The sequence below is a fragment of the Sphingomonas radiodurans genome (assembly GCF_020866845.1).
Taxonomy (GTDB): domain Bacteria; phylum Pseudomonadota; class Alphaproteobacteria; order Sphingomonadales; family Sphingomonadaceae; genus Sphingomonas; species Sphingomonas radiodurans.
Map to the genome: position 1 here is coordinate 547191 of NZ_CP086594.1, position 22107 is coordinate 569297.

Consider the following 22107-nt stretch of genomic DNA (forward strand, 5'->3'; position numbering starts at 1 on the left):
AACCGTTGATCTTGCACGATAATCTCGCACCGGTCTCACGTTATTTTGCAAATGTGTTTTGCAGCCGCTTCGATACCGCGAGCGCGGCAGTCGATCAACCAAGCGGCGATCGTCCCGACAGTGCCAGCGTTTGAAGTAGAACAAACGCGGAACGCGACCTGTACCGGCAACGAACGATTCGGAGGTCACGATGCCCGACCCTGCCCTGCGCTACACAGATGCCAAGCCGACGTTCGGCGCGTGGTTGATCGAGCAGCGCAAGCGCGACGGGTGGCTCGGCGACTTTGCGCTCGCCGCGCACGCTGACCGATCGTTCCCCCGCCAGGGTGACGTAGAGGCCGTGAAGAAGTGGCTGAGCGGAAAGATGGCCACCGGCGACGACTGGGCCGCGCTCGACGACGCTGAGAACGATTGGATCTGTTACTGATGAAGGTGAGCAATCCCCACGCCCGGCTGGAGGAGCTGGCGAAGGCGCGCCGTGTCAGCCTTACCGAGGTTGCGAGGGTCATCCGCCGGCCGGCGCGCTACGTGCACCGCTTCGTCCGCGAAGGCTTCCCGCTCGAGCTGCGGCCGGACGAGCGCAAGACGCTCTCACAATTCTTCGGCGTGGCAGAGATCGAGCTGGGTGGTGAGGATCCGCGCTGGGCGAAGTTCAAGGTGGTGAAGTGAGGCAGGTCAACCGCGACGAGTTCGCCTGGTCAGTCGCGGCTGCGCTCCGCAAGGTATCGACCACGCTCCGGAAGCATTTGGCGACCGGTACCGCGGAGCAGCAGGACAAGGCCCGCGCTACGATCGCGCTCCACATCGCTGACGATCTGAAGCGCTATGAGATCCTGACGGACGCACCAGAGCACCTGATGGGCGACGAGGCTTATAGCCGGCCGCTGCGCAACATGCTCGGCGACAGCCGCGCCTAACGCGGCCAAGACTCCACCAGCATCCGGCGCATCGACCTCAACAATCCGGCTCACGTTGCAGGGCTCAACAACGAGTGGTGAAGCGCACCAGAGACGCGTACGCAGCTAGGTCGTGGTGGCTGGAAGTTAGTCCCGCTCCTCGGTAACTAAATCCCAGTTGTGAGCCGCAAAATATCGGGCATATAGAGCCAGGTAAACGGGGGCTGGCTCTACATGGACCGAAACATATCCACTGCTGTCGCTGAGATCGCGAAGCATCGCGACCGCACATGGGCGTGGGCGAACTTTCTGCCTTCAGTCCGATCGCTGATCGAGACGAGTGGCGCGAAAAGCGTTATCGAGATCGGCGGCGGCAGAGGCCCCTCATTCAGCCAAAACGAAGTTGAGCGGTTTGGACTGTCCTATACCTCGAACGACATTTCCGCGCGAGAGCTGAGCAAAGCGCCCGCGTGGGTCGGGAAAGCGCATTTCGACGTGCAAAGCCCCGATCCTGCGACCATAGCCCCCTATGCTGGTCAGTTCGATTTCGCATTCTCGAAAATGGTGATGGAGCACGTCGAAAGCTACGAGCGCGCCTATGCCAATATCCACATGCTGCTGAAGTCCGGCGGCATCTCGATAGCCTTTCACCCGGTGCTTTACGCGCTCCCGTTCGTGCTCAACAGGATGGTCCCGGAATTCGCATCGAGCGCCTTGCTGACCAAGGTGTTCCCCGACCGAACGGACGATGGTTATCCCAAGTTTCCGGCATGGTATAGCGGGTGCTATGTCTCGCCGGCAATTCAGAACCGCTTGCGTGAGATAGGATTTACCAACGTCTGGCAGGTGCCGTTTTACGGGCACAAATACTACAAGAAAATCCCAGGGCTCTGGCAGGCGCATCAGGCCGCGACGGGGTTCTTCCGAGATAGGAATATGACGAAGATGGCGTCGTTCGCGTTTACGATCGTCCAAAAGTAGGGCGTTATTACACTACACGTACCTGGGGATTGCAGCCTGATGCCTAGCGCAGACCCAAATGAACGCGGCGGCGAAGTGGTCGGTTTATTGTTTTGAATTCGCCGTCGCCTCAGACCATTCCTTAACGGCCTGCAGGCGCGAGCGACAATCCCGCCCAGCCACAACGACCTCGCTGGTCCACACGCTCACCGTCGCGTCAGTTAGTTCTACTGGCACCAGCGGCTCCGCCTTGCACGTCAGATACTGGATCGGAGGCCGGGCAATCTCAACGCGGACGCTGCTGTTCCCGCACGCGCTCAAGACCAGCATCAGTCTGCGCATATTCCCTCGTCGTGTTGATGGATCGCACGATAATCGGCTGCATGGCGGAGATGCGGCCGGCGTAGTTGGTCGCGGCCTGGGCGAGGTTCGTCGCGTAGCGGCGCTCAGCTTCGAGCTTCAGCTGCTCGGCCCGCCTGATCTCCGACGACCAAGCGTCGCGCTCGGCGCGAAGGGTGGCGGTGCGGTCGGCCAGCGTAGCGCGGGTGGCGAGCAGCGCGATCGTCAGCACGGCGATCGGGACCGACCACCAGAAGCGGCGCAGCAGCGCTAAGGCTCCAGCGAGCGTCATCGATCGAGCTCGAAGTGCGGGCTATCGGTCTCGCCCTTCTCGCGCGGCTTCCCGTCACGATCCCAGTCGGCGCCCCAGCGGATCGCGACGCCCTCGGCCTTCGCCGCCGCCAACATCAACTTGCCGAGCCGGTCGAAGCGCGCCAGGTCGTTCCAGTCGATTGGATATGGCGCGAGGTCGACGGCATGTGAGTAGCCCGTCGATTGCTTCACGTGCTTCGAGGCCAGCGGGTTGCTGAGCCACGTCACCTTAGCCAGCTTGGGCTGAACATAGCTGGCAGGCACGCCTTTCGCCTTGCACTCCGACGCTGTTCGCCCCTTGCCGAAGTTGACCCAGCACTGTTCCTTTGTGCGGACGCCTTCGAGCACGGTGAAGTCGTCGACCGGGTCCGCATCGACCACCGCGCGCCTCACGACGCGGACAAGATCGGGTTGCACGCCTTCGAGCCGCGCCAGCGAGCGCTGGCCCAGGATGATTGCCATTGATCTATATCCTTGCTTTTGTGCCAAAATGATACGAGTGGCCGCGCCCAGCCCGGCGCTAGCCCGCCGTGGCTCCGCAAGCGCCGCGCTTCCCACAAGGGTCGCACCGAGCGTTGCGCTTGCGTCGCGGGGTTCAGCTTGCCGGTGGGTCGATCTTCATCCCGGCCATCTGCTGGCCAGCGAAGCGCGCTGCCGCGACGACCAGCCGGAAGGTGCCGAAGCCGGTCCATCCGGCAGCGATGCCGGCACCGAGGATCGTCCAGATCGGCCACGAATATTCCGCCGCCAGTGCGCCCCCGAGCGCGCCGAACGCTGGGAGCATGGTCAGCTCGACGATCACCTTCTTACGGCCGACAGCTTGACCGCGTTCGTACCGCTGCCCGAGCCGGCCGATCTGTCCCGACGCCACCGCAAAAGCCATCAGCACGAACGCCGGCCAGCTATCCTTGATGCTCACTGGTGGACCGCCGAAACCGCGCCGATCCCGACACCCATGAGTGCAAAACCGAGGCTGGTGACCAGGCTCAGCGATCGATGCTTCGTCACGGCCGCGTGGACTGCCGCCATGCCGACACACAGGCCGACCGCGCTCGCCATGTCCATGCTGCGATCGAACCCGTCCCAGTGCGCCGGAGACATGGCGACCAATTGCACCACGTCGCCGACGCTTCCAACCGCCAGCCCCGCCCCGATCGTTACCATCCCGACGAACAGCAACATCACGCTCCACGGCGTCGTGATCGCGATCAGCAGCTCGGTGTATTGCCGATCCAGGCTGGCAATCAAGCGCCTCCGGCAGGCTGTCCTATCGCCGCCTTCACAGCGGATCAGGTGCCAGATGCAGCTCGCTACGGGCTTGAGGCCGTAGAAGCCGACCAGTGCGAACCGGATCGCCGACAGAAAGATATTCCAGACGGCCGTGACGCCTACGATGTGGATGACGGTGGGATCGCTCACGCGCGCCTCCAATTCGCAGCCACCAGGGCGCGAGGCCTGTGTTGTACATCGATGTCTCCAACCGGGACCGCCTCCCCCGGAAGGGTGATGATCGACCCGAAATTACGGTTATGACGAGTTTACGGATCGGGGCTTCGGGGGAAGCTACATGACTACCAAGGGGACCGTGATGAACTCACGTCCGCAAACGACCGGCGATACGCCATGGCTCAAGGCCGCTCATCCATGGATGGTCGGGCCCTCCTGCTATTTCGGCAGCGGCGTGCAACATCGTGTACCCATAACCACCAGCATGCCCACCCGCGATCCGGACACAACGCTGAGCACCACTCAACGCGGGGGGGCGTGATGCTTGGACTGCTATGCTTGGTGTCGGGCCACAGACGATCGAAGGTCGTGCGGAACGACGGGCTAGATTTTCGGTCTGAATGTGTCCGCTGCCACAGGCCGATGCTCAAACACTTCGCGACCGGATGGCGGCTCTTCGATCCAGATCAGGATGCCGATCCGAGGCGTCACGAAAGACATTAGCGTCTCGGACCCGCAGCCGCCGATAATTAGCCGAGGCGCAGGAGTGAACCGTGCTCATCCAGGTCCGCCTTCGCGGGCTTTGCTGCGCCAGTGGGCGGCTTCGGCGGCGAGGTCTTGCATGCCATTAGAGACCCCGCGCCGCGCTCATACGAACACGACCTGTCTTGCCCTTGCGAGCATCTGCATCTCTTCCATCACACCCAGAAGGGCCTTGAATACGCAGCGTGCGTGATCGGCGATGTCGTCCCGCTCGCGCAGCGACTTGATCATCGCTTCCGTCTCGATCGGCAGGGCATAGACGACGTGCGCGCTGGGCAGCCCGGCGCCTGCCATCGTCTTCGCCAGCACCCTGCCGCCTCGCCGGTGCGCGCCGTGCAACACGTAAGCCGCGCCGTGCCGGGCAGCGTCACAGTTCAGGCTGGCGGCGAGAACTTCCGCCGACGCGCTTACGGGCGTCTGCGGCAGAATGGACAGATCCGCATCCAAAAGCGCGACGCGCGCCAGATGCGCCGGAAAATGCGGATCGATCGCTTGGTGAATCTCTCTGAACGCCGACAGCCAATACGCCCATTCACCGGGCGTGATGGCTCCCGCCGTCATGCGCTGGCCGATCGGGTGCGCCTCGCACGCGTGGTGCAGATCCCTTGTTGCTTCGTAGAGGCTCATGACGCCTCGACCATCGCCGCGGCGCGGAACAGATCGTCCATTTCCAGCGCGTCGTACCCGAGCATCTGTCCCAGGTGCTCCATCGTTGGTGAAGTCCTGCGCCACTCGATCGCGTTGTTGATCGTCTCGCGCACCACCCACGGCGTGTCCGGGTCCGCCCCCAGCGCGTCGATCGCCGCGCACGTTTCCGCGCCGAGCGTCAAACGCCCCTGCAGGCGCGACACAACCATACCAGATCGCTCTTCGGAAAGAGCCTGCGCACCAGGATCTGCCAGTGGCGGAGGCGTGGCGTTCGGATCAGTGCACGACACCAGCCCCATGTCTGCAATCGCATCGAGTGCGGGCATGTCGATTCGTACCGAGATCGCATCAGCCGATGCGAGGCCGCTGAAACACAGCCCGACATCTTCCAAGCCTACGACGAACGCCTCTGGGAACAGCCCGCTCATCAGGGCGTGGCACGCATCGGCTGCATCGGCCGGACCCCATTCCAGCGCGGTGAACGTCTCCGCGTCGCCGGGACTGTCGCCCAGTGCGGCCATCAGCGCATTGCCTTCGTCCAGAAGCCCCGCCGGGACCGCCATCGTCACCAGATGATAGTTCATGCCGGATACCCCACGACGTTGACGACCCAACCACGGGCGCGCAACGCGTCCACGGCGGGTCGGCCGGTTGCGACCGAAGGCGAAGCATTCGCGCCAAGATTGATGTCGATCTGACCATTGTTCAGATTGAAGGTTGCGGCGGAGGCCGCGACGCTTGTCAAAATGTTATCGACGCTGGTCTGCGTCAGCGCGCAACCGGTGAAGGCGTTTGCGTAATTGTTCGTCCTACTGGCGTTGAACACCCCAGCGGGGAACGTCGTCAGGGCTGAGCAACCTTCCCACGCGAGTTGGAACCCGTGAAGGCTGCCGATGCCAACAGTGCCGAGCGCCGATTGAAAATTGAGCGGCGGGAAGGAGGTCAGAGCGGCGCACCTTCTCCAAGCTGAGAAGAAGTTTTCCCCCTTCGCGGTGTCGATCATGGGGAAGCTGTATGGGTCCCCACCCGGCACCCCATAGTTCATGATGTTATTTATCTTGGCGCAGTTTTCCCATGCCGAAAAGAAGTCTATCCCGTTTCCGGTGTTGATCGGCGGGAAGTTTAAGAATGACGCGCACCCGTTCCAAGTTCGGTTAAATGAATTCACTAGGGATACGTCGAACAAGGGAAAGCTCCACCCGTTGTCCGCCTGCTTGTTGTTAAGGGATGTGCAGGCTTGCCACGCGTAGGCCCAACTGTTTACCGGGGGGAGAACAATGCCGGTCGGGAAAGTGAGCAGTCTTGTGCACCCCTGCCAAGTATACCAAAGTGCGCTGTTGTCTCCCGCCCAACCGACCGCCATGTTCAGCGCGGGAAACGATAGCATGGACGAGCACCCTTGCCATGCTGATCGAAAATCCCGGCAAACAGGAAAGGCTATCGCTGGAAAAGATTGAAGAGAGGTGCAGTTTTGCCACGAAGCCTCGACGGAAAGACATTTCGCCATGCTGAGAGCCGGAAATGTCTGCAACTTTGTGCAACCTAACCACGCACCAGTCGAGCTGCCAAAACCCATGTTTGTTACGTTGGATGTATCTATCATTGGGAAGCTGGTGATTTCGGTACGATCACGCCAGGCGGAACGCAGATCGGTAACTGACGCGAAATTGTCCCTCACGCGAAACCGCGTATCAACCAGAAAGTCCTTGAACGCTTCGATCTCGCTGTTGGTGAGAAACTTGCTTAGCAGCAACACTTCCTCGACTGGCAGATGATCCCAGCGCCCATAGGTGTAAGCCCCCTGGGGGATATCCACGCCTAGCGCGTAGATGCCCTGCGACGTGCAGACGATCATGGTGCCCTGCGTGCGGATCGGGATGTCCAGCACACACGCCTGCCCTAAGCGGTTGAACGTGATCTTGTTGATGGTTCGGTTTTGCCCCGCCGCCAGCCGCGTGACTTGGCTCCACGTCGGTCGGCTGCCAGAAACGGATTGCGACCAGTTGACGCGCGGCATCGCCGTGCCGGAAAGCACAAGTCCTACCGGGGCGGGCGGCGCGGCCACCTGGACCAGTCCAGCGCTCGTCTCAAACATGCTTGCTGGAAGGGGCAGCATCCAAGACAAAAGGTCATTGTCGAGATAGGAAAAGTCGAACTTGTTGGCGATCACGCGGCGATTGGTGAAGTCGCCGCCGAGCTGCCCCGATATTTCGAACCAGCCTTCGGGCACGCCTACCCACGGCGGGATCATCATCTCGGTCCCCGGGGGAGCAAGCGGCACCCATTCCTCGCCGTTCGACCACTGCATCTCACCGCCCTCGGTGACGACCCAGGTGCCCTTGTAGACACCGGGCGGCAGGTCGATCGGATATGGTTGGTCAATCAGCCGTTGCGACGTGGCCGATCGCCCGGTCAGATACTCGCGGTCCTTCAGGAAGCGGCTCATGTCAGACCCCGCTCGGCTGATGCTGTTCGGCTGCGCCTTCCGACGCCGCCGCAGTAAGATGGATCACGCCTGCCACCTCGGCACGCACCTGCAACCGGTCGCCGGATGCGCTTGCGAGGGTGAGTTTCAACAATCGCTGGCCTGGTGCCGGGTGCATGTACGTGTCACCGGCGGGGATGGTGATCCGCGCCTGCACCACCTCCGCAGCATCCTCCGTCAAGATGCGGATATCGATCCTCCGCTCGACCACATCAGTGTTGTGAAACATCAGGGGAGCCTCAATCAGCGCGAACCCAGGCTGGATGCGGCGATCAGCGTTCGCGGGGTCCCGGTTTGCGACGCCCGGCCAGCGGACCGACGTGTCCGGCACGCTGAAATCGTTTGCTTCCAGGATCGTCGTCCAGTCGACCGGCACCCCGGCCAGTGCGATACGCAACGGCTTTGCCGCCGCGCTTTCCCTGGTAATGATGCGGGCCATTATGAGTAACCTCCGACGATGGTCGCCGCACGGCGGGCGCGCGGCAGGATTGTGCGGTCGACGGGCGGACCTTCGAACTGCCCCGTCAACGGGTTCACCAGTGCGCCGCCGGTGAAGTAGAACTTCCCGCGCTCATCGATCCCGCTGTACGTGATCGTGCCCAGGTCGCGCTCGACGATGCTGTCGGGCACGTCGAGCGACGGCCGGGACAGCGCTCGGCCGTTCACGCCCGCCATCACAGCATTCCATTGATGCCCCACCGCGATGATGTTGCTCGGCTTTGTGCGCTTCACCGGCGCTGTCACCGTAGCGATCAGCGCATCGATCAGCCCGTCGATCATGTTGTCGGCGTCGGCACCGACCAGCGCCTTGATCTGCGCGCGCATGTTGTTCCAAGCGAACACGAAGGCGGGCAGCACCTCGACAGGAAACACCCGGTCGCCAGCATAATTGAACATGCCCGACGCGAAACGCTGGACGCTTTCCTGCTGACCCGCCGCGAAGTCGAATGCGATGCTGTCGAGCAGGATCGTGGCATCGGTGCGGGTCTTGCCTTCGTTGAGGCAGAAATAGGGGAACGCGGCGTCCGTCGCGGTCCACATTGCGTCCAGAATCGCGGCCTTGTTGGCGACGACCGCGTTCGATGCCGCTGTCTGCACCGATACCGGCCCGATGCTGACACCGGGCACGACCTCCTGCGTCGAACCTTCGGACCACAGCGTGTAGTCCCCGAACTGCGAGGCACAGTTCGTCAAGATCATCTGACCGCCGCTGAGACACAGATACTGCTTGTGCATCCATAGCGCGACGGCGTTGATGCCGTTGATGAACGCGCCGTTTTTCGCGCAATAGCCAATGCCGTTCGGGCTGACCGGCGTCGCGCCCCAGAGCATGATCTGCGGGAACACCGAATAACCGCTGACGACCGCCCGGTCGGCCAGCGCAACGCCGCCGCCGCGTCCGACCATAGGGTTGCCGTTCAAGCGATCGAGCGGCGGCGGGATCAGGGCTGGTGGTCCACCGCGCCAGACGGTGATGTTGTGCGCGTAGACCGTGCGCCGGATGATCGCGCCGGGCCGGAACGAGATTGCGAAACCTTCGGACGGGTCGTCGAGGTCATCGACCCGCCAGCCTTCGAAGCTGAAACCCTGCACGTAGCCGCCATCGCCCATGCGGAACTGGTTCTTTTCCTCATTGCCAACGGTGGGCAGGATTCGCGTGGAGCGCGCCGCCCCGGTTCCGATCACGCCCGTGCAATTGTCGGGGAAGTCAATATGGCCGGCGGTTCGATATTCACCGGGATAAACCATGATGGTTGCCGGGCCGTCGTAAGCCGCGACCAGATCGCGTGCCGCCTCGATGCTCCGCACCGCGTTGTGCAGCGCCTCGCCGTTGTTCGCGTCATCACCGCCCTGGCTGACATAGATCACACGCTCGACGCGTTGGCTGGCAAAAGCGGCCTCGACCGCTGCGCCTGTTGCGGATGCAACTTTTCCGTCGATCGCGGCGAGGTCCGCATCGGTCAGCCCGGGCCCTCGAAGCCCGCCAACCTGCGCGCCGATGATCTCTCTCATGTGGTGGTCACTCCTGGCGAAAGGACGAAGGTGCCGCTCGACAGGATTTCGGAGAGACCGTCGGCGTAGGTGATCAGGATGTCGAAGGCGAAGGGGAACGGTTCGCCCAGCTCTGGTGCGTGCAGCCCTGGCAGCACACTCAGCTGCGCCGATGTTGCAAAGGGGAGGAGGGAAAGCCGTCGCCGCTCGTCTGCGGATCCGGGCGCGCCCGACACCAACGCGTCGCTAAACGGGATGTTCGCCAGGCGGAGGTTCGCTGCGCCCGCCTGGCCGGGGTAAAGTCGAAGTTCCATCGCGATCGCCGCGCCGGTCAATGGTAGCGCTGCGCCCTCGTAATCATAGATGAGCGTCGGCGCCCACGTCGCATTGCGCGAAGCGAGGAACCTCTGATTGACGGGCATTGATGTCTCCGAAGGTCAGGCGGGGAGGCGCAGCATCATGGTGCCCGCCGCAACGCTGGGCAGCATGCTCAACTACAGCCCGGAGGTGGTGTTTCGCGGATCTGGCACCATGGGGTCGGGTTCCCGCCATAGTAGCCACCGCCCCCGCCATAGCCGGGTGGCGGCGCTTCGACGTCGGGCGGCGTGCCGTCCGTGTTCAGGGTGCCCTGACGTACGATGAACACGAACGACGGTGACGCAAGGCGTGTCGGGGCTGGATCCAGCTCGACCTCGTATGCCCTCGTGCCGGTGTTCCAGAACAGGTTGTAGAAGGTGCCATCGGTCAGGCTCGGGATGCTGACGCTGGGCAGCACAAGCGATTGGCCGGTGTCGAGCATCACGGACGATGCGGCAATGGTCAGGCTCGAGGCACTGCTCGTCACCGGAAAGGGCGGATCGCTCGCGACGACACGCAGCGCGCCACGCGGCGCAGTCGGGTCGCCGATCGCATCTGCAGGCGTTAGCACCGCCATCTCGCCCGGCTCGAGATAGGAGTCGGGATCGAAGTCGAACATCTCGGGTCCGGTTTCCTCCAGTTGCAGTCCAACCGAGAAGTCCTGGTTGAGGCCCCAGCTGCTCACCTGGAAGGCGTAGTTGGACAAGCCGTACCGCTCGGTTGCAAGCTGCACCGTGTCGAGCGTCGAGATCGCGATGCCCATGATGTTCATCGGCCAGGTCACGCGGCGCTCCGCCTGTGCCTTCCGCAGGTAGAATTCGAGGATGCGCTGCCCGCGGTACACCGACGTGATATGCGGCAGATCATAGCTCAGCTGCCGTGTATCCTCCGCAGCGATCGCGCGGGTCGGCACGTCTGCCGGCTGGTAAAGGTTCGGCTCGATGTATGTGCCGGTCACCTCGTTGCCGATCTGGTCACCAGGCATCAGCGCCGGCACCGTGATCGGCCGGCGAGATCGGCTTCCTGAAGCGTCGCGCTCGGCGGGACATAATAGCCCGGCCGCATCAGCATCTTGCCGCCGCAATAGGTGAACGATCCCGCGCAGCAGACGACGAAGGTATCCCTCACCTCGCTCGGTGCGCCACCCGTCTGAATATAGCTGTCGAACTCGTAGCGCCTCTCGGTGCCGAACGGCGTGGCAACCAACTCTGAACAGACGTTTGCCTGCGCTGCTATCCAGTCCCAGTCGATCTCGTCGCCGTAGGCACCGAAGCCGCCTTCCTCGCGCGGCGTGACCATCCAGTCGTAGAACACGAGCGCAGCGTTGCGCGTATAGCCACGGGTGTTTGTTCGCGGGTCAAGAATGTCGTCTTTGCCCTCAACTTCCGCAGTGATGTTCGGCATGCCGGCCTGCACCACGTCATCGGTCATCTTGAATTTGGCGTAGATCAGCGCGGTGTCGCGGCCGCGGTGATCCGAGCTCCACTTCCCCCCGGTCTCCCCCACGAACGTCGGGTGGGCGGCCTGATCTGCCGTGCCGCGTGCGAACCACAGCCACGCATTGTTGGCATATTTGCCGCTGGTGACCTTCCCCGCGCCGTCGACCGACACCTCCTCGTCACCGAGGAACCACCGCGTGACGCCCTGGCAGCGGTGCCCTGCGACCGCGATCACGAAATAGCGCCAATCCTTTCCCACCGGGTGGAAGAAGATCATCAGGCCGCCCACGCGACGCTTCCCATAGATGATGAAGCTGTTTGCTAGGGTCTGGCGAAACACGCTTGGTGTTGCGCTACCTGCCGCTGACGGCTTACCGACAAACAAGGACAAGCCGGTACTCACGGCGACGCCGATAGCGGTAGAGACGATCGTTGCGGTCAGCGCTGCTGCCGTTATCCCGCCTCCAACAAGGCCGGCGTTGATGAGCGCAGCCGAGATCTTTGGAGCAAAGTACGCAACAGTGACGGCCACAGCGATGATCGCAACTGCCTTGAGGACTTTGCCCAAAGGATACTCCAGCTATGATCGCCTCTAAGGAAGAGGTGCGACATGAAGTGGTTGAAGCGGACGGCGATCGGCGCGCTGGTGGCCTTGGCGCTAATCATCCTGATCGGCACCCTAGCGCCGCAGAAGTATCGAGATGAGGCGGCTCGGCGCTCGGCGGCCGAGCCGCGGGTTGCGGCGCCAGCGGCGGCGCCGCGTTTACCCGAATGGGTCAAGTCGGTCGATCGGTCGGGACCGGTAATGACGGTGACAATTGACATCAGCACCCATCCCAAGGATCAGCTTGTCGGCACCCTTGGTCGCAGGATTCTGCAGCTTGCCGAAGAACACCGAGAGGGGAGGTTCCCAATACCGAGCGAGGTGAATCGCGTCCTAATCCATGGGGACGTTGCCCTATTCGACCAATCCGGGGCGCCCACTGGACTAGAGACTGCGCTCCGGGCCTCCTTCCCGAAAGGTGCATTTGTGGCCGCCGCACACCCTGCGCAGAATTTCTGGACCGTCTTCAAGCTGGCTGATCACACAAACCAGACACGAGTGTCAGAGATGAACGACTTGCTCGGTGACTTCTGCATCACCGACTTTGGCGCGCAGACCGGGGATCTGTGTCTCACATAAGGCCCACGACCTCTCTACTTCCCGCATCGGCACCATGTCGCCGCCAAAAAACTCGGCCTTGTCTCCGCGGCAGATGCCGATCGCCCAGCCACGCTGGACAACGTCGCCGCGCATCGCCTGGCGGGACGGCACAGGCTCCCCGTGAACCGCGCTGATGACCCCGGCCATGTCGCGAACGCCGAGCCGTCGCATCATGGGGGCCCAGTCCCGCGGACGTCTGGGCGATGGCCCGACGACGTCGCAGACGTCAGCCCCGGTCTGGGCCAGCACATGCTCGCGCCACCGGTCGCCGCAGTGGATTGACCATGCCGGGTCGGTCACAGGACGGCGTTCTGTGACGCCTTGGCCCATAGGATTGGCACCTCGACCATCCGACTGACGTATTGAAATGCCTTGTCGCCGGGCCGGCGCCGTTGCTGCCACCAATCAGTGAAGCGCCTGATCGCCGGGCGCCGCTGATCGCGCATCCGGCTCTCGCCGCCGACGGTCACTGTGATCGTCTTGCCAGCATCGACGATCTCGTAGGTGTCGAGCCTGCCCTTCCAGATGTTCTTGAAGCCGATCACCTCGCGATACGAGGGATCCAGAGCGCCCACGAAAAGCTCGTAGAGGCAGCCTCGCGTCGCCTGGTCGGCAATATCATCACGGAACTCGCTGGGCACTTGGTAGAGCGTCGCGCGCACGCCGACGGACGAGCCGTCGCTGCCCTCCTCCACAGTGTCGATCTGGCCAAGGCCGCCCACTGCCGACCACGTCTCACCACCGTAGGTAATCGTCGCGTTGCAGGTCACCGCGTACACCGGGTCCGGCAGATCGATGTGCAACCCGAGGAAGGGCCGCAGCTCCGGCTTTTCGATCTCGTCCTGCAGCGCAGGGGGTAGGTCGCGCAAACCGCTCACAGCAGGCTCTCCACGAAGTCGAGCACATATTCGGAGATCCCGCCGACCCCCGTTTCGTTGGCGCCGGCATCCTCGCTGATCAGCTCGAACCTGCCGGTGACAGGCCACGTCAGCACCGTCCCCGCCTCCACCGCGGCAGATAGAGGCGGCTTGAACCCGATCGTCGCAGCGCCGCTGGCATCCGCGACAATGGTGCCCGCGCCGGCAACCACGCCGCCCGCCGCGATGGTCATCGCGCGGCTGACCAAATGCGGCCTTCCATCGCCGCCGATATAGTCGCCGACGCAGAGCGCTGGCGCCCCCGGGGCGAAGCCGCCGACCTTAATGCTGCTCGATCCGACGGCGGTCGCCTCCGCGACCGTAGGTGCCGATATCAATGACATGCGACCAAGCGGCACAGGCCGGCGGAAGTCGTGGAACACGGCGATGTTCAAGCCGCCCTCAAGATCCGCGATCATCGCGTCGAGCTGCGGCCAGTAAGGGGTTCACACCCCGCCCCGGCTCTCCGGCACGCAACGCCCTGCGGGGGGCTGGCGGACGCCGCGTGATCCGAAATGGTGTGAGCCGGCCGCATCAGATGTTGCCTCCCGAGCGCCCACCAACGAGGCGCGTGATGTCAACAGACGCTCCAGCAAGAGCGCTCACCATCGACAGCGCGATCTTCCGCTTGGAAGGCACCGCTGCTTTGATGAACCGCCCAATCAGCGGCTCGGCCAAGACCTGCTTCGATCGCGCCTTCATGCCGCTGCTCGATACAGCCGAGGGGCAGGACGCTCGCCCCAGCCGCCTTCCGGCCGGCAGCGCCAATCGGATGTCAGCACCGCGCGCCCGGTGCGGGTCGAAATCAGAAACGACAGGTCAGCGCCCGGCTCCAGCTCTCCGGCGATCCAGCGCCACACCGTCGTGACGTCTACCCACAGGTCGTGGGCCAGCCGCTCGATCGCACCGGGGCGTTGTTCGCACAGCCGACGCGACTGGCGGCATGAAGCACGATCCGGCCCTGATCGACTTTGTGAAGGCGCTTGCGCGCGCCGCGGCTGCGCGGGACATAGCAGAGCGCCGAAAGGAACGACGAAGTGCGGACGGTCATCTACGCTCGGTTCTCCAGCCAGCTTCAAAATAGCCGGTCGATCGACGATCAGATCGCGGTCTGCCGCGAGCGCGCCGATCGCGAAGGCTGGCCCGTGCTCGAGATCTTCACGGATTACGCGATCAGCGGCGCGGCCGGGATCAGCGAGGCGCAGCGCCCCGGCCTCGCCGCCCTCCTGTCTCGCGTCGAAGCAGGCGGCGTCGACCAGGTGCTCACCGAAGCGACCGACCGCATCGCACGCCACCAGGGTGACAGCTTCGCTATTCGCGAGCGCCTGAGTTTCGCTGGCGCGCGACTGTTCACCCTGTCCGATGGCGAGGTCACTGACATCAGCGGCACCTTCAAGGGGCTGATGGACGCACAGTTTCGGAAGGAGCTCGGCGCCAAGATCAAACGTGGCCAGCGCGGCACCGTGGCGGCCGACCGCTCACCGGCCGGGCTGGCGTATGGGTATCGCACTGCCAACCGGATCGACGAGAACGGGCGCCCGCTTCGCGGCCTGCGCGAGATCCAGCCGGACGAGGCCGATATCGTCCGCCGCATCTTCCGCGAGTTCAACGCCGGTATGAGCGCGCGAACGATCGCGGCCGCGCTGAATGCAGAAGGCGTGCTCGGACCGCGCGGGTCGCACTGGCGCGCGACGACGATCAATGGCGATGGGAAGCGCGGCAACGGCATCCTTCGCAACGAACTCTATATTGGCCGCCTGGTGCACAACCGCACCAGCAAAGTCGTCGAGCCCACCACGCGAACGACGCGGATCCGCGTCAATCCGGAGAGCGCGTGGGTCACCGAAGACGTGCCGCATCTGCGGATCATCGACCAGGAGGCGTGGGAAGCGGCCCGCGAGCGCCATGCGCGCAGCGAGAGCCTGCCGCTCCATCGGCGCGTCCGATCGCGCCGGATGCTGTCGGGCCTCGGCGTCTGTGGACTCTGTGGCGAAAGTTGGATCGTCATCGGCAGCGAGCGATGGGGCTGCACCAAACACAAGAGCGACGGCAGCTGCACCAACAACCGGCAGATCACCACCGACCAGTTCGAACGTCGCGTGCTAGCCGGCCTGCGCGAGCGCATGCTCGATCCCGAGCTCGTCGCGCTGTTCGTCCGCGAGTACCATCAGGAATATGCCCGGCGGTCGGCCGACACGAAGCGCGAGAGCACAAAGCTGGAGAAACGCGTGACCGACGCGGCCGCCAAGGTCCAGCGCCTGGTCGCGGCGATCGCCACCGGCGCCGGCGAGTTCGCCGAGATCCGCGAGGCGCTGACGAAGGCAAAAGCAGATCGCGACGCGGCCACGGCCGAGCTGGCGGAAGTCGAGTCGCTTCCGGTGGTCGCACTCCATCCGACCATCGCCGCGGACTATCGCCGACGAGTCGACAAGTTGAACGAGGAACTTGCCGATCCCGAGGCCCGCCAGGAGGCACTGCCGGCATTGCGCGGATTGATCGACCGCCTGGTCATTCACCCGCATCCGACCGCCCGCGGTGTGGAAATCGAGATCGAGGGACGCCTCGCTGCCATGCTCAGCCTGGCGGGCTTTGTGCCTCAGCCAGAGCAGGTTAGCGCGAGTGGAGACGGACGGCTGTATGTGCTGGAGCGGGTGAAGGGAATCGAACCCTCGTCGTAAGCTTGGGAAGCTTCTGCTCTACCATTGAGCTACACCCGCGACGGCTTAAGCGCGCACGCTGTCATCGACCCGATGGCGATTATCGAAACTAGCCGGGGCGCGCAAGCGCACGATCGATTCGCGCGAATTTCACCAAACAAACGCGATCGTTACGCTCGCGCCTCGCCTCCTACGAGACAGCGGCAAACCTTTGTTTACCACAATGAGCAACGCGCCAGTCAGCGCCTGCTTGGTAGTCAGGGAATGTGATGAAGCGCCCCCCCCTCGCTCTCGTTGCCGCGTTCGCTTGTTCCCTCGCCTGCCCGGTAGAGGCGCGTTCGCTGCTCGATTATGTCGGCCAATGCGTGCCCTTCGCGCGCCAAGCTTCCGGCATCCAGATATACGGCGATGCCTGGACTTGGTGGGATCAAGCCGACGGCCGCTACAAACGCGGCGAGCGGCCCCGCGTCGGTTCGGTGATCGCCTTTGCGCGGCAATCGCGCCTGCCGCTCGGGCACGTCGCCGTCGTCAGCAGGATCGTCGAGGATCGAGTGCTTATGCTGACGCATGCGAACTGGTCGCGACTGAACGGCGCCCGCGGCCATGCCGAGCAAGACGTGACGGTATTCGATGTCAGTTCGCGCAATGACTGGAGCGAAGTGAAGGTCTGGTATCGCGATGCCGATGGGCTAGGTGGCACGATCTACAAGGTCCACGGCTTCATCTACTCCCCAGGTCACCCGCGCGAGGAGCTGACCAGCCGCAGCCCGGACTATGTTGGCGCGCTGATCGACGCCTATGTCCCAGGAGCTGGCGCGGGCAGCGCGCGCCGTTGAGATCAAGTTCACACTGTTGCGTCGTCACCACTTCTGCCATCACGCTATCAAAAGCAGACGATGGGCGGATGGCTGATGTTCCTCAACTTCCTCGACGAGCTCCGCGTCGCCGGCATACCGGCGAGCATGAAGGAGCACCTTATACTCCTCGAGGCGCTGCAGAAGGACGTGATCGAGCGGACCCCGGAGGACTTTTACTACCTCTCCCGCGCGGTGTACGTGAAAGATGAGGGGCTGCTCGACAAGTTCGATCAGGTTTTCGCCAAGGTCTTCAAGGGTATCGAGACGAGCTTCGCGCAACAGGGCGCTGAGATCCCGGCCGATTGGCTGAAGGCGGTTGCGGACAAGTTCCTGACGCCGGAGGAGATGGAAGCGATTAAGTCGCTCGGCTCCTGGGAAGAGATCATGGAGACGCTGCAGAAGCGGCTCGACGAGCAGAAGAAGCGCCACCAGGGCGGCAACAAATGGGTCGGCACCGGCGGCACAAGCCCATTCGGCAACTCAGGTTATAATCCCGAAGGAGTGCGGATTGGCGGTGAATCGAAGCAAAAACGTGCGTTGAAGGTGTGGGACCAGCGCGAGTTCCGCAACCTCGACAACACGAAGGAGCTGGGCACTCGCAATATCAAGATTGCGCTGCGTCGGCTGCGCAAGTTTGCGCGCGAGGGTGCCGCGGACGAGCTCGACATCGACGCGACGATCGACGGCACGGCGCGACAGGGCTGGCTCGATGTCCACATGCGGCCCGAGCGGCGCAATGCAGTGAAGTTGCTGCTGTTCCTAGACGTCGGCGGATCAATGGATCCATTCGTCAAGCTGTGCGAGGAATTGTTCTCCGCCGCGACGACCGAGTTCAAGAACCTGGAGTTCTTCTACTTTCACAACTGCCCCTATGAGGGCGTGTGGAAGGACAATAAGCGGCGCTTCTCGGAGCGCACGCCGATGTGGGACGTGCTTCACAAGTTCCCACACGATTATAAGGTAGTGTTCGTCGGCGACGCCTCGATGAGCCCGTACGAGATCACCCATCCGGGCGGTTCGGTCGAGCATTTCAACGAGGAATCGGGCGCGGTGTGGATGCACCGGCTGACCACTACCTATCCCGCAGCGGTGTGGCTGAACCCAGTAGCGCAAGCGCAATGGGGATATTCGCAGTCGGTGAAGGTGATCCGCGAGTTGATGAACGACCGGATGTACCCGCTGTCGCTTGCAGGGCTGGACGATGCAATGCGGGAGCTGACGCGAAAGCGGTAGCGGCGCTCCCCGTAGCGCGGGGGCCAAAGATCGCTACCGGCGCCCGCGCCAGATCTTTACGCGCGCGTTGAGCTTCACACCGCCCTGATGAGCGGGACATCGGGCGTAGCGGAAGCTCTTGTCCATGCAGAGCCAAACCTCATCCAGCCAGCCGCCCCGGTCGGTGGTGATCCGCATCATGTCGGCGCGCATGCCTGGATTTACACGCGCGATAGCGGTGGCGAGCCGGCCGGCGGTCAAGGGTCGGCGCGACAGCGCTACCATGTCTGGGTAGCGCAGCTCGCGGAACAACGCCGTCGAGCGGCGGAAATAGCTTTCGGGAGTTTCGCCGGCCATGCAGGTGCCGTGCTTCGCCCATTCGTGCTGTAGCAATTGCGCCGAGGGTGTCGCGCACATGTTCGCGCGGAGCGTGGCGGCCGGTATCAGCGTGGTCGACTTGCAATACTGCGGCCACTTTTCCCCCACGCCGTCAGGCCACAGTCCGTGCAACACGAAACCAAACCGGCTCGCGCCGCCGCACTGGAAACGCGACCGGGCGGCCTTATCGGGTGCACGGCAATATTGCGGGGACCAGCTGATCGCCAACGTGTAATGCCCGATCGGCAGCAGACGCTGCGGCTCGCGTTCGCTCGGCAAGTCAGGGCGAACGGTGAGCGCCGCAGCGTCAGGAACGGCGCAGCTGTAGGCCTGCGCCGATGCGACACCTGGCGCGAGGAGAAGAAGGGCGGCCGCGGCGCGGATCATGCGTCATGCTCCTGGTAGCTTTTGCCGAACCACGATCGTGTATCGGGTCGGAATAAATGAAAAGCAGCGGCGATGTACAAGGCGGCCGCGGCGATGCCGGCAAGTGCTGGCGGAAGCGACGAGATCGCGCCGGTGGTCAGCGCCAGGACGCCGGACAGCAGGCCGATCCCGGAGATTACCGCCAACGCAACGACAATCCACTTGGCGGTGACGCTCGCCCAATGCGCCACGAAATACCAGAGCACGACTCGAAGTGCGAACAGCGACGCTACCATAACAGGAAGCACCCAAGTCATCTCGGCTCCCGCAGGCGAGGCTGTAAATCGTGCCATCCAGCTCGACCAATTGAGCGCAGCATTAGCGGCGTCTAGCACCAGCGCGGCGAGGTACAGCCGCTCGAAACGGACGATCGACAAAGGGCGAGGCATCGGGGGCTCCGGACTCTCAGGCGAGCGCAAAGTCGAGGCCGATATCAGCGGCGGGTGCCGACTGGGTCAGCCGCCCGACGCTGATGAAATTCACGCCAGTCTCCGCGATCGCGCGGATCGTCTCCAAGGTTACCCCGCCCGACGCTTCCGTCGGAACGCGCCCACCAACTAGCGTCACGGCGCCGCGCAACACCGGCGGGGGCATGTTGTCCAGCAACAACCGCGTCGCGCCGGCCGCAAGCGCCGGCTCGATCTGATCGATGCTGTCGACCTCTACGATGATCTCGGCGATAGCCGCAGCCCGCGCGCGGCGTACGGCCTCCCCCACCCCGCCGGCCACGGCGACATGATTGTCCTTGATCATCGCTGCATCCCACAAGCCCATGCGATGGTTGCGCGCGCCGCCGGTCCGCGTAGCATATTTCTCAAGCACGCGCAGGCCGGGGATCGTCTTGCGCGTATCGAGCAGGGTCGCGCCGGTTCCGACAATTTTGTCGACGTATCGCGCGGTCAGCGTTGCGATTCCCGACAGATGCTGCACCGTGTTCAGCGCGGAACGCTCGGCGGTGAGCAGCGCCCGTGCACTTCCCTCGATGCGCATCAGATTGGTGCCCTTGTCGACCCGCGCGCCATCCGTCACCAGCAGCTCGATCGTCGCGGCGGGGTCGAGCCGGCGGAAGAAGGCGGCCGCGATCTCAAGCCCCGCGACGGTTATAGCGTCGCGCGTGTCCATCACCGCGGCGAAACGGGCATCCGCCGGGATCACGGCCTGCGACGTGACATCGCCGCCCGGCCCCAAATCCTCCGCGAGCGTCGCGGTGACGAACGCGTCCATGTCGAAGTCGGTGATCATCGCCCCACTCACGGCAACGTCTCGTCGGCAGCGACGCCCCACAGCCGGCTCGCTTCGGCGAAACCCGCCTGCCCCTTGACGTCGAAGCGGCACCAGCCCCGCGCACACTGGCTGACGCGCCCGACCACGCCGGGTTCGGCACGCCAGAGAATGCGCGCGCCGAATGCCGGGCGATCACGCAGCTCGAGGATCGATCCCTGCACGACCGCAGTGCGCGTGCTGGCAATCAGATTGCCAAGCATCCAGCCCTGGACGCCGCCCGGATCCTCGACCTTGCGCCATTCCTTGAACACATCGATCACGCGCACCGGCAGGTCCGCGCGCACATAGAGCCAGGTCGCCGGGAAGGTGCGGCCTGGGCCAGAGCGCATCCGCGCCTTGCCGGCGCCGATCGACGCGAAATATGGCGGCTTCGGCTTTTCCTTGGCGGTCTGAGCGGCAATCCGGCTGGGGGCGACGCCCGCCATCAGCGTGGCGATCGCGGCCAATGCCGCCACTATTCCCGTCACTTGCCGCATTTGCTGCCCCCGCCGATCCACGCGCTCTTTAGCCTCCGATTTCAACCGACGCCAAGCGATCGTTGACGTTCGCGTGGGGCTTCGCCAAGCCGGATACATGGTTCAAGTCCGCCGCGTTGCCAGCCCGAGAGTGGTCGTCACCCGTGAGTTGCCGGATATCGTCATGGACCGGCTGCAGACGCTGTTCGACACGCGCAACAACCGCAGTGACCAGGCAATGCCGCGCGAGGCGCTGGCTGCCGAAATGCGCGAGTGCGACGTGCTGGTGCCGACGGTCGTCGACACGATCGATTCCGAATTGATCGCGCAGGCCAGCGAGCGGCTGAAGCTGATCGCCAATTTTGGGGCCGGCGTGAATCATATCGATCTCAAGGCGGCGCGTGCCCGAGGGATCATCGTCACCAATACGCCGGGCGTCCTCACCGAGGACACGGCCGACATGACGATGGCGCTGATCCTGTCGGTGCCGCGCCGACTGGCGGAGGGAGAGAAGCTGGTTCGCTCGGGGGAATGGAAGGGGTGGACACCGGGCGGGATGCTTGGCCATCGCATCAGCGGCAAGGCGCTCGGCATCGTGGGGATGGGGCGGATCGGCCAGGCGGTTGCGCGGCGCGCGCGGGCGTTTGGGCTGTCGGTCCACTACCACAACCGGCATCGGCTGCCCAAGGTGGTCGAAGCCGAGTTGCAAGCGCAATGGCATCCCAATCTTCATGAGATGCTGGCTGCGATCGACATCTTGACGATCCACACGCCACGCAACGCCGACAGCGAGAATTTGATCGACGCTGGTTGTATCGCGCTGCTGCGCCCGCACGTTTTCCTGATCAATGCCAGCCGCGGTGGGATCGTCGATGAGGATGCGATGATCGATGCGCTTGAAGCGGGCCGGCTGGCGGGCGCGGGGCTCGACGTGTGGAAACACGAGCCGGCGATCGACCCTCGTCTACTCGCGCTGCCCAACGTGGTGATGACTCCGCACATGGGCTCGGCGACGTATGAGGGACGGCTTGCCACCGGCGAGAAGGTGATCACCAACATTCGCATGTGGGCGGATGGGCACCGCCCGCCGGACCAGGTGCTGGAAGGCTGGGCCTAGCTTCTTCCTGCCGGCGCGGCATCGAACAGGGCATCGAGCACGCGGCCGGTGTAGAGCAGGCACAGCTGCTGGTGGATCGCGGCGGCGACGGGGTGTTCGGCGGCGATCGCTCGGAGCGCTTCCTGGCGGGCGCGTTGCGAGAAATAGGCGCAGTCGGGATCGTCGAACATGGGAACCTCCTGG

At 63.8% G+C, this 22107-nt stretch carries 30 protein-coding genes and 1 tRNA gene; 9 read left to right on the forward strand and 22 right to left on the reverse strand.

What is annotated here, in order from left to right; genetic code table 11:
• Nucleotides 1–190 precede the first annotated feature (190 nt).
• From LLW23_RS02615 to LLW23_RS02630, 4 genes are all read left to right on the forward strand, one after another.
• Nucleotides 191–427 carry a hypothetical protein gene (locus LLW23_RS02615; RefSeq protein WP_228947236.1) on the forward strand — a complete coding sequence of 79 codons (237 nt, stop codon included), beginning with the start codon at nt 191–193 and terminating at the stop codon, nt 425–427.
• Nucleotides 427–669, forward strand: a complete 243-nt coding sequence (locus LLW23_RS02620; RefSeq protein WP_228947237.1) for a hypothetical protein — start codon at nt 427–429, stop codon at nt 667–669. The genes LLW23_RS02615 and LLW23_RS02620 overlap by 1 nt, the downstream gene beginning before the upstream one ends.
• Nucleotides 666–917, forward strand: a complete 252-nt coding sequence (locus LLW23_RS02625) for a hypothetical protein (RefSeq protein ID WP_228947238.1) — start codon at nt 666–668, stop codon at nt 915–917. The genes LLW23_RS02620 and LLW23_RS02625 overlap by 4 nt, the downstream gene beginning before the upstream one ends.
• 213 nt (nt 918–1130) lie before the next feature.
• On the forward strand, nt 1131–1877 hold the full coding sequence (locus LLW23_RS02630) for a class I SAM-dependent methyltransferase (protein WP_228947239.1): 747 nt from the start codon (nt 1131–1133) through the stop codon (nt 1875–1877).
• Nucleotides 1878–2142: 265 nt separating this feature from the next.
• Here the strand turns inward: LLW23_RS02630 and LLW23_RS02635 are convergent, their stop codons facing one another.
• The 12 genes from LLW23_RS02635 to LLW23_RS02690 form a co-directional block, all read right to left on the reverse strand.
• Nucleotides 2143–2487: a hypothetical protein gene (locus tag LLW23_RS02635; RefSeq protein ID WP_228947240.1), complete on the reverse strand. Its 345-nt coding sequence runs from the start codon at nt 2485–2487 to the stop codon at nt 2143–2145.
• The gene (locus tag LLW23_RS02640; RefSeq protein ID WP_228947241.1) at nt 2484–2969 is read right to left on the reverse strand and encodes a M15 family metallopeptidase domain-containing protein; all 486 of its coding nucleotides are present in this window, start codon (nt 2967–2969) and stop codon (nt 2484–2486) included. Before LLW23_RS02640 ends, LLW23_RS02635 begins: the two co-directional genes overlap by 4 nt.
• Nucleotides 2970–3102: 133 nt before the next feature.
• Complete coding sequence (locus tag LLW23_RS02645) at nt 3103–3426, reverse strand: hypothetical protein (RefSeq protein WP_228947242.1); 324 nt, start codon at nt 3424–3426, stop codon at nt 3103–3105.
• Nucleotides 3423–3926, reverse strand: a complete 504-nt coding sequence (locus tag LLW23_RS02650) for a hypothetical protein (protein WP_228947243.1) — start codon at nt 3924–3926, stop codon at nt 3423–3425. The genes LLW23_RS02645 and LLW23_RS02650 overlap by 4 nt, the downstream gene beginning before the upstream one ends.
• 675 nt (nt 3927–4601) lie before the next feature.
• Complete coding sequence (locus LLW23_RS02655; RefSeq protein ID WP_228947244.1) at nt 4602–5123, reverse strand: heme oxygenase-like domain-containing protein; 522 nt, start codon at nt 5121–5123, stop codon at nt 4602–4604.
• The gene (locus tag LLW23_RS02660) at nt 5120–5728 is read right to left on the reverse strand and encodes a hypothetical protein (protein ID WP_228947245.1); all 609 of its coding nucleotides are present in this window, start codon (nt 5726–5728) and stop codon (nt 5120–5122) included. Before LLW23_RS02660 ends, LLW23_RS02655 begins: the two co-directional genes overlap by 4 nt.
• Entirely contained in the window at nt 5725–7590 is a 1866-nt protein-coding gene (locus LLW23_RS02665) for a hypothetical protein (protein WP_228947246.1), read from the reverse strand. The genes LLW23_RS02660 and LLW23_RS02665 overlap by 4 nt, the downstream gene beginning before the upstream one ends.
• A gap of 1 nt (nt 7591) precedes the next feature.
• A complete protein-coding gene (locus LLW23_RS02670) occupies nt 7592–8068 on the reverse strand; it encodes a hypothetical protein (protein WP_228947247.1) in 477 nt (158 codons plus the stop codon).
• Nucleotides 8068–9642, reverse strand: a complete 1575-nt coding sequence (locus LLW23_RS02675) for a hypothetical protein (RefSeq protein WP_228947248.1) — start codon at nt 9640–9642, stop codon at nt 8068–8070. Before LLW23_RS02675 ends, LLW23_RS02670 begins: the two co-directional genes overlap by 1 nt.
• Complete coding sequence (locus LLW23_RS02680) at nt 9639–10043, reverse strand: hypothetical protein (RefSeq protein ID WP_228947249.1); 405 nt, start codon at nt 10041–10043, stop codon at nt 9639–9641. Before LLW23_RS02680 ends, LLW23_RS02675 begins: the two co-directional genes overlap by 4 nt.
• A 68-nt stretch (nt 10044–10111) precedes the next feature.
• Entirely contained in the window at nt 10112–10963 is an 852-nt protein-coding gene (locus LLW23_RS02685; RefSeq protein WP_228947250.1) for a phage tail protein, read from the reverse strand.
• Nucleotides 10963–11706 carry a hypothetical protein gene (locus LLW23_RS02690; RefSeq protein ID WP_228947251.1) on the reverse strand — a complete coding sequence of 248 codons (744 nt, stop codon included), beginning with the start codon at nt 11704–11706 and terminating at the stop codon, nt 10963–10965. Before LLW23_RS02690 ends, LLW23_RS02685 begins: the two co-directional genes overlap by 1 nt.
• 321 nt (nt 11707–12027) lie before the next feature.
• Between LLW23_RS02690 and LLW23_RS02695 the strand changes: the two genes are divergently transcribed.
• Nucleotides 12028–12600 (forward strand): hypothetical protein, encoded by a 573-nt coding sequence (locus LLW23_RS02695; RefSeq protein ID WP_228947252.1) that lies wholly within the window; start codon nt 12028–12030, stop codon nt 12598–12600.
• Here the strand turns inward: LLW23_RS02695 and LLW23_RS17645 are convergent.
• The 4 genes from LLW23_RS17645 to LLW23_RS02710 all read right to left on the reverse strand — a co-directional run bounded on the left by LLW23_RS17645 (nt 12523) and on the right by LLW23_RS02710 (nt 14240).
• Nucleotides 12523–12951, reverse strand: coding sequence for a DUF6950 family protein (locus LLW23_RS17645; protein WP_408642009.1), 429 nt, complete (start codon nt 12949–12951; stop codon nt 12523–12525). The two genes, LLW23_RS02695 and LLW23_RS17645, sit on opposite strands and share 78 nt — an antisense overlap.
• On the reverse strand, nt 12918–13499 hold the full coding sequence (locus tag LLW23_RS02700) for a patatin-like phospholipase domain-containing protein (protein ID WP_228947253.1): 582 nt from the start codon (nt 13497–13499) through the stop codon (nt 12918–12920). Before LLW23_RS02700 ends, LLW23_RS17645 begins: the two co-directional genes overlap by 34 nt.
• Nucleotides 13496–13957 (reverse strand): hypothetical protein, encoded by a 462-nt coding sequence (locus LLW23_RS02705; protein WP_228947254.1) that lies wholly within the window; start codon nt 13955–13957, stop codon nt 13496–13498. The genes LLW23_RS02700 and LLW23_RS02705 overlap by 4 nt, the downstream gene beginning before the upstream one ends.
• A gap of 115 nt (nt 13958–14072) precedes the next feature.
• The gene (locus tag LLW23_RS02710; protein ID WP_228947255.1) at nt 14073–14240 is read right to left on the reverse strand and encodes a hypothetical protein; all 168 of its coding nucleotides are present in this window, start codon (nt 14238–14240) and stop codon (nt 14073–14075) included.
• 335 nt (nt 14241–14575) lie between these two features.
• On the opposite strand from LLW23_RS02710, the gene LLW23_RS02715 reads away from it, so the two are divergent.
• A complete protein-coding gene (locus LLW23_RS02715; protein WP_228947256.1) occupies nt 14576–16216 on the forward strand; it encodes a recombinase family protein in 1641 nt (546 codons plus the stop codon).
• Here LLW23_RS02715 and LLW23_RS02720 read toward each other — a convergent pair.
• Nucleotides 16182–16255: transfer RNA gene (locus LLW23_RS02720), tRNA-Gly, on the reverse strand. The genes LLW23_RS02715 and LLW23_RS02720 overlap by 35 nt on opposite strands.
• A gap of 209 nt (nt 16256–16464) precedes the next feature.
• On the opposite strand from LLW23_RS02720, the gene LLW23_RS02725 reads away from it, so the two are divergent.
• Together LLW23_RS02725 and LLW23_RS02730 are read left to right on the forward strand one after the other, a co-directional pair.
• A complete protein-coding gene (locus tag LLW23_RS02725; RefSeq protein WP_228947257.1) occupies nt 16465–17031 on the forward strand; it encodes a CHAP domain-containing protein in 567 nt (188 codons plus the stop codon).
• Between the two features lie 75 nt (nt 17032–17106).
• Nucleotides 17107–18285, forward strand: a complete 1179-nt coding sequence (locus LLW23_RS02730; protein ID WP_228947258.1) for a vWA domain-containing protein — start codon at nt 17107–17109, stop codon at nt 18283–18285.
• A gap of 33 nt (nt 18286–18318) precedes the next feature.
• Here the strand turns inward: LLW23_RS02730 and LLW23_RS02735 are convergent, their stop codons facing one another.
• From LLW23_RS02735 to LLW23_RS02750, 4 genes are read right to left on the reverse strand one after another with little or no spacing between them, the layout of a single operon-like run.
• Nucleotides 18319–19029, reverse strand: coding sequence for a ribonuclease T2 family protein (locus LLW23_RS02735; protein ID WP_228947259.1), 711 nt, complete (start codon nt 19027–19029; stop codon nt 18319–18321).
• A complete protein-coding gene (locus LLW23_RS02740) occupies nt 19026–19457 on the reverse strand; it encodes a hypothetical protein (RefSeq protein ID WP_228947260.1) in 432 nt (143 codons plus the stop codon). Before LLW23_RS02740 ends, LLW23_RS02735 begins: the two co-directional genes overlap by 4 nt.
• A gap of 16 nt (nt 19458–19473) precedes the next feature.
• A complete protein-coding gene (gene nadC / locus LLW23_RS02745; RefSeq protein WP_228947261.1) occupies nt 19474–20310 on the reverse strand; it encodes a carboxylating nicotinate-nucleotide diphosphorylase in 837 nt (278 codons plus the stop codon).
• An 8-nt stretch (nt 20311–20318) separates the two neighbouring features.
• On the reverse strand, nt 20319–20828 hold the full coding sequence (locus tag LLW23_RS02750) for an SH3 domain-containing protein (RefSeq protein ID WP_228947262.1): 510 nt from the start codon (nt 20826–20828) through the stop codon (nt 20319–20321).
• A 97-nt stretch (nt 20829–20925) separates the two neighbouring features.
• On the opposite strand from LLW23_RS02750, the gene LLW23_RS02755 reads away from it, so the two are divergent.
• Nucleotides 20926–21924 carry a 2-hydroxyacid dehydrogenase gene (locus tag LLW23_RS02755; RefSeq protein ID WP_228947263.1) on the forward strand — a complete coding sequence of 333 codons (999 nt, stop codon included), beginning with the start codon at nt 20926–20928 and terminating at the stop codon, nt 21922–21924.
• On the opposite strand, the gene LLW23_RS02760 is transcribed toward LLW23_RS02755, so the two are convergent.
• Nucleotides 21921–22094, reverse strand: a complete 174-nt coding sequence (locus tag LLW23_RS02760; protein WP_228947264.1) for a hypothetical protein — start codon at nt 22092–22094, stop codon at nt 21921–21923. The two genes, LLW23_RS02755 and LLW23_RS02760, sit on opposite strands and share 4 nt — an antisense overlap.
• Between the last annotated feature and the right edge of the window lie 13 nt (nt 22095–22107).

Excerpts from the sequence above, each read along its gene's own strand:
- LLW23_RS02615 (WP_228947236.1), top strand. The coding sequence starts at position 191 with ATGCCCGACCCTGCCCTGCGCTACACAGATGCCAAGCCGACGTTCGGC.
- LLW23_RS02620 (WP_228947237.1), top strand. The coding sequence starts at position 427 with ATGAAGGTGAGCAATCCCCACGCCCGGCTGGAGGAGCTGGCGAAGGCG.
- LLW23_RS02630 (WP_228947239.1), top strand. The coding sequence starts at position 1,131 with ATGGACCGAAACATATCCACTGCTGTCGCTGAGATCGCGAAGCATCGC.
- LLW23_RS02635 (WP_228947240.1), bottom strand. The coding sequence starts at position 2,487 with ATGACGCTCGCTGGAGCCTTAGCGCTGCTGCGCCGCTTCTGGTGGTCG.
- LLW23_RS02640 (WP_228947241.1), bottom strand. The coding sequence starts at position 2,969 with ATGGCAATCATCCTGGGCCAGCGCTCGCTGGCGCGGCTCGAAGGCGTG.
- LLW23_RS02655 (WP_228947244.1), bottom strand. The coding sequence starts at position 5,123 with ATGAGCCTCTACGAAGCAACAAGGGATCTGCACCACGCGTGCGAGGCG.
- LLW23_RS02660 (WP_228947245.1), bottom strand. The coding sequence starts at position 5,728 with ATGAACTATCATCTGGTGACGATGGCGGTCCCGGCGGGGCTTCTGGAC.
- LLW23_RS02665 (WP_228947246.1), bottom strand. The coding sequence starts at position 7,590 with ATGAGCCGCTTCCTGAAGGACCGCGAGTATCTGACCGGGCGATCGGCC.
- LLW23_RS02670 (WP_228947247.1), bottom strand. The coding sequence starts at position 8,068 with ATGGCCCGCATCATTACCAGGGAAAGCGCGGCGGCAAAGCCGTTGCGT.
- LLW23_RS02675 (WP_228947248.1), bottom strand. The coding sequence starts at position 9,642 with ATGAGAGAGATCATCGGCGCGCAGGTTGGCGGGCTTCGAGGGCCCGGG.
- LLW23_RS02680 (WP_228947249.1), bottom strand. The coding sequence starts at position 10,043 with ATGCCCGTCAATCAGAGGTTCCTCGCTTCGCGCAATGCGACGTGGGCG.
- LLW23_RS02685 (WP_228947250.1), bottom strand. The coding sequence starts at position 10,963 with ATGCCTGGTGACCAGATCGGCAACGAGGTGACCGGCACATACATCGAG.
- LLW23_RS02695 (WP_228947252.1), top strand. The coding sequence starts at position 12,028 with ATGAAGTGGTTGAAGCGGACGGCGATCGGCGCGCTGGTGGCCTTGGCG.
- LLW23_RS17645 (WP_408642009.1), bottom strand. The coding sequence starts at position 12,951 with ATGGGCCAAGGCGTCACAGAACGCCGTCCTGTGACCGACCCGGCATGG.
- LLW23_RS02705 (WP_228947254.1), bottom strand. The coding sequence starts at position 13,957 with ATGATCGCGGATCTTGAGGGCGGCTTGAACATCGCCGTGTTCCACGAC.
- LLW23_RS02710 (WP_228947255.1), bottom strand. The coding sequence starts at position 14,240 with ATGAAGGCGCGATCGAAGCAGGTCTTGGCCGAGCCGCTGATTGGGCGG.
- LLW23_RS02725 (WP_228947257.1), top strand. The coding sequence starts at position 16,465 with ATGAAGCGCCCCCCCCTCGCTCTCGTTGCCGCGTTCGCTTGTTCCCTC.
- LLW23_RS02730 (WP_228947258.1), top strand. The coding sequence starts at position 17,107 with ATGTTCCTCAACTTCCTCGACGAGCTCCGCGTCGCCGGCATACCGGCG.
- LLW23_RS02735 (WP_228947259.1), bottom strand. The coding sequence starts at position 19,029 with ATGATCCGCGCCGCGGCCGCCCTTCTTCTCCTCGCGCCAGGTGTCGCA.
- LLW23_RS02740 (WP_228947260.1), bottom strand. The coding sequence starts at position 19,457 with ATGCCTCGCCCTTTGTCGATCGTCCGTTTCGAGCGGCTGTACCTCGCC.
- nadC (WP_228947261.1), bottom strand. The coding sequence starts at position 20,310 with ATGATCACCGACTTCGACATGGACGCGTTCGTCACCGCGACGCTCGCG.
- LLW23_RS02750 (WP_228947262.1), bottom strand. The coding sequence starts at position 20,828 with ATGCGGCAAGTGACGGGAATAGTGGCGGCATTGGCCGCGATCGCCACG.
- LLW23_RS02755 (WP_228947263.1), top strand. The coding sequence starts at position 20,926 with ATGGTTCAAGTCCGCCGCGTTGCCAGCCCGAGAGTGGTCGTCACCCGT.
- LLW23_RS02760 (WP_228947264.1), bottom strand. The coding sequence starts at position 22,094 with ATGTTCGACGATCCCGACTGCGCCTATTTCTCGCAACGCGCCCGCCAG.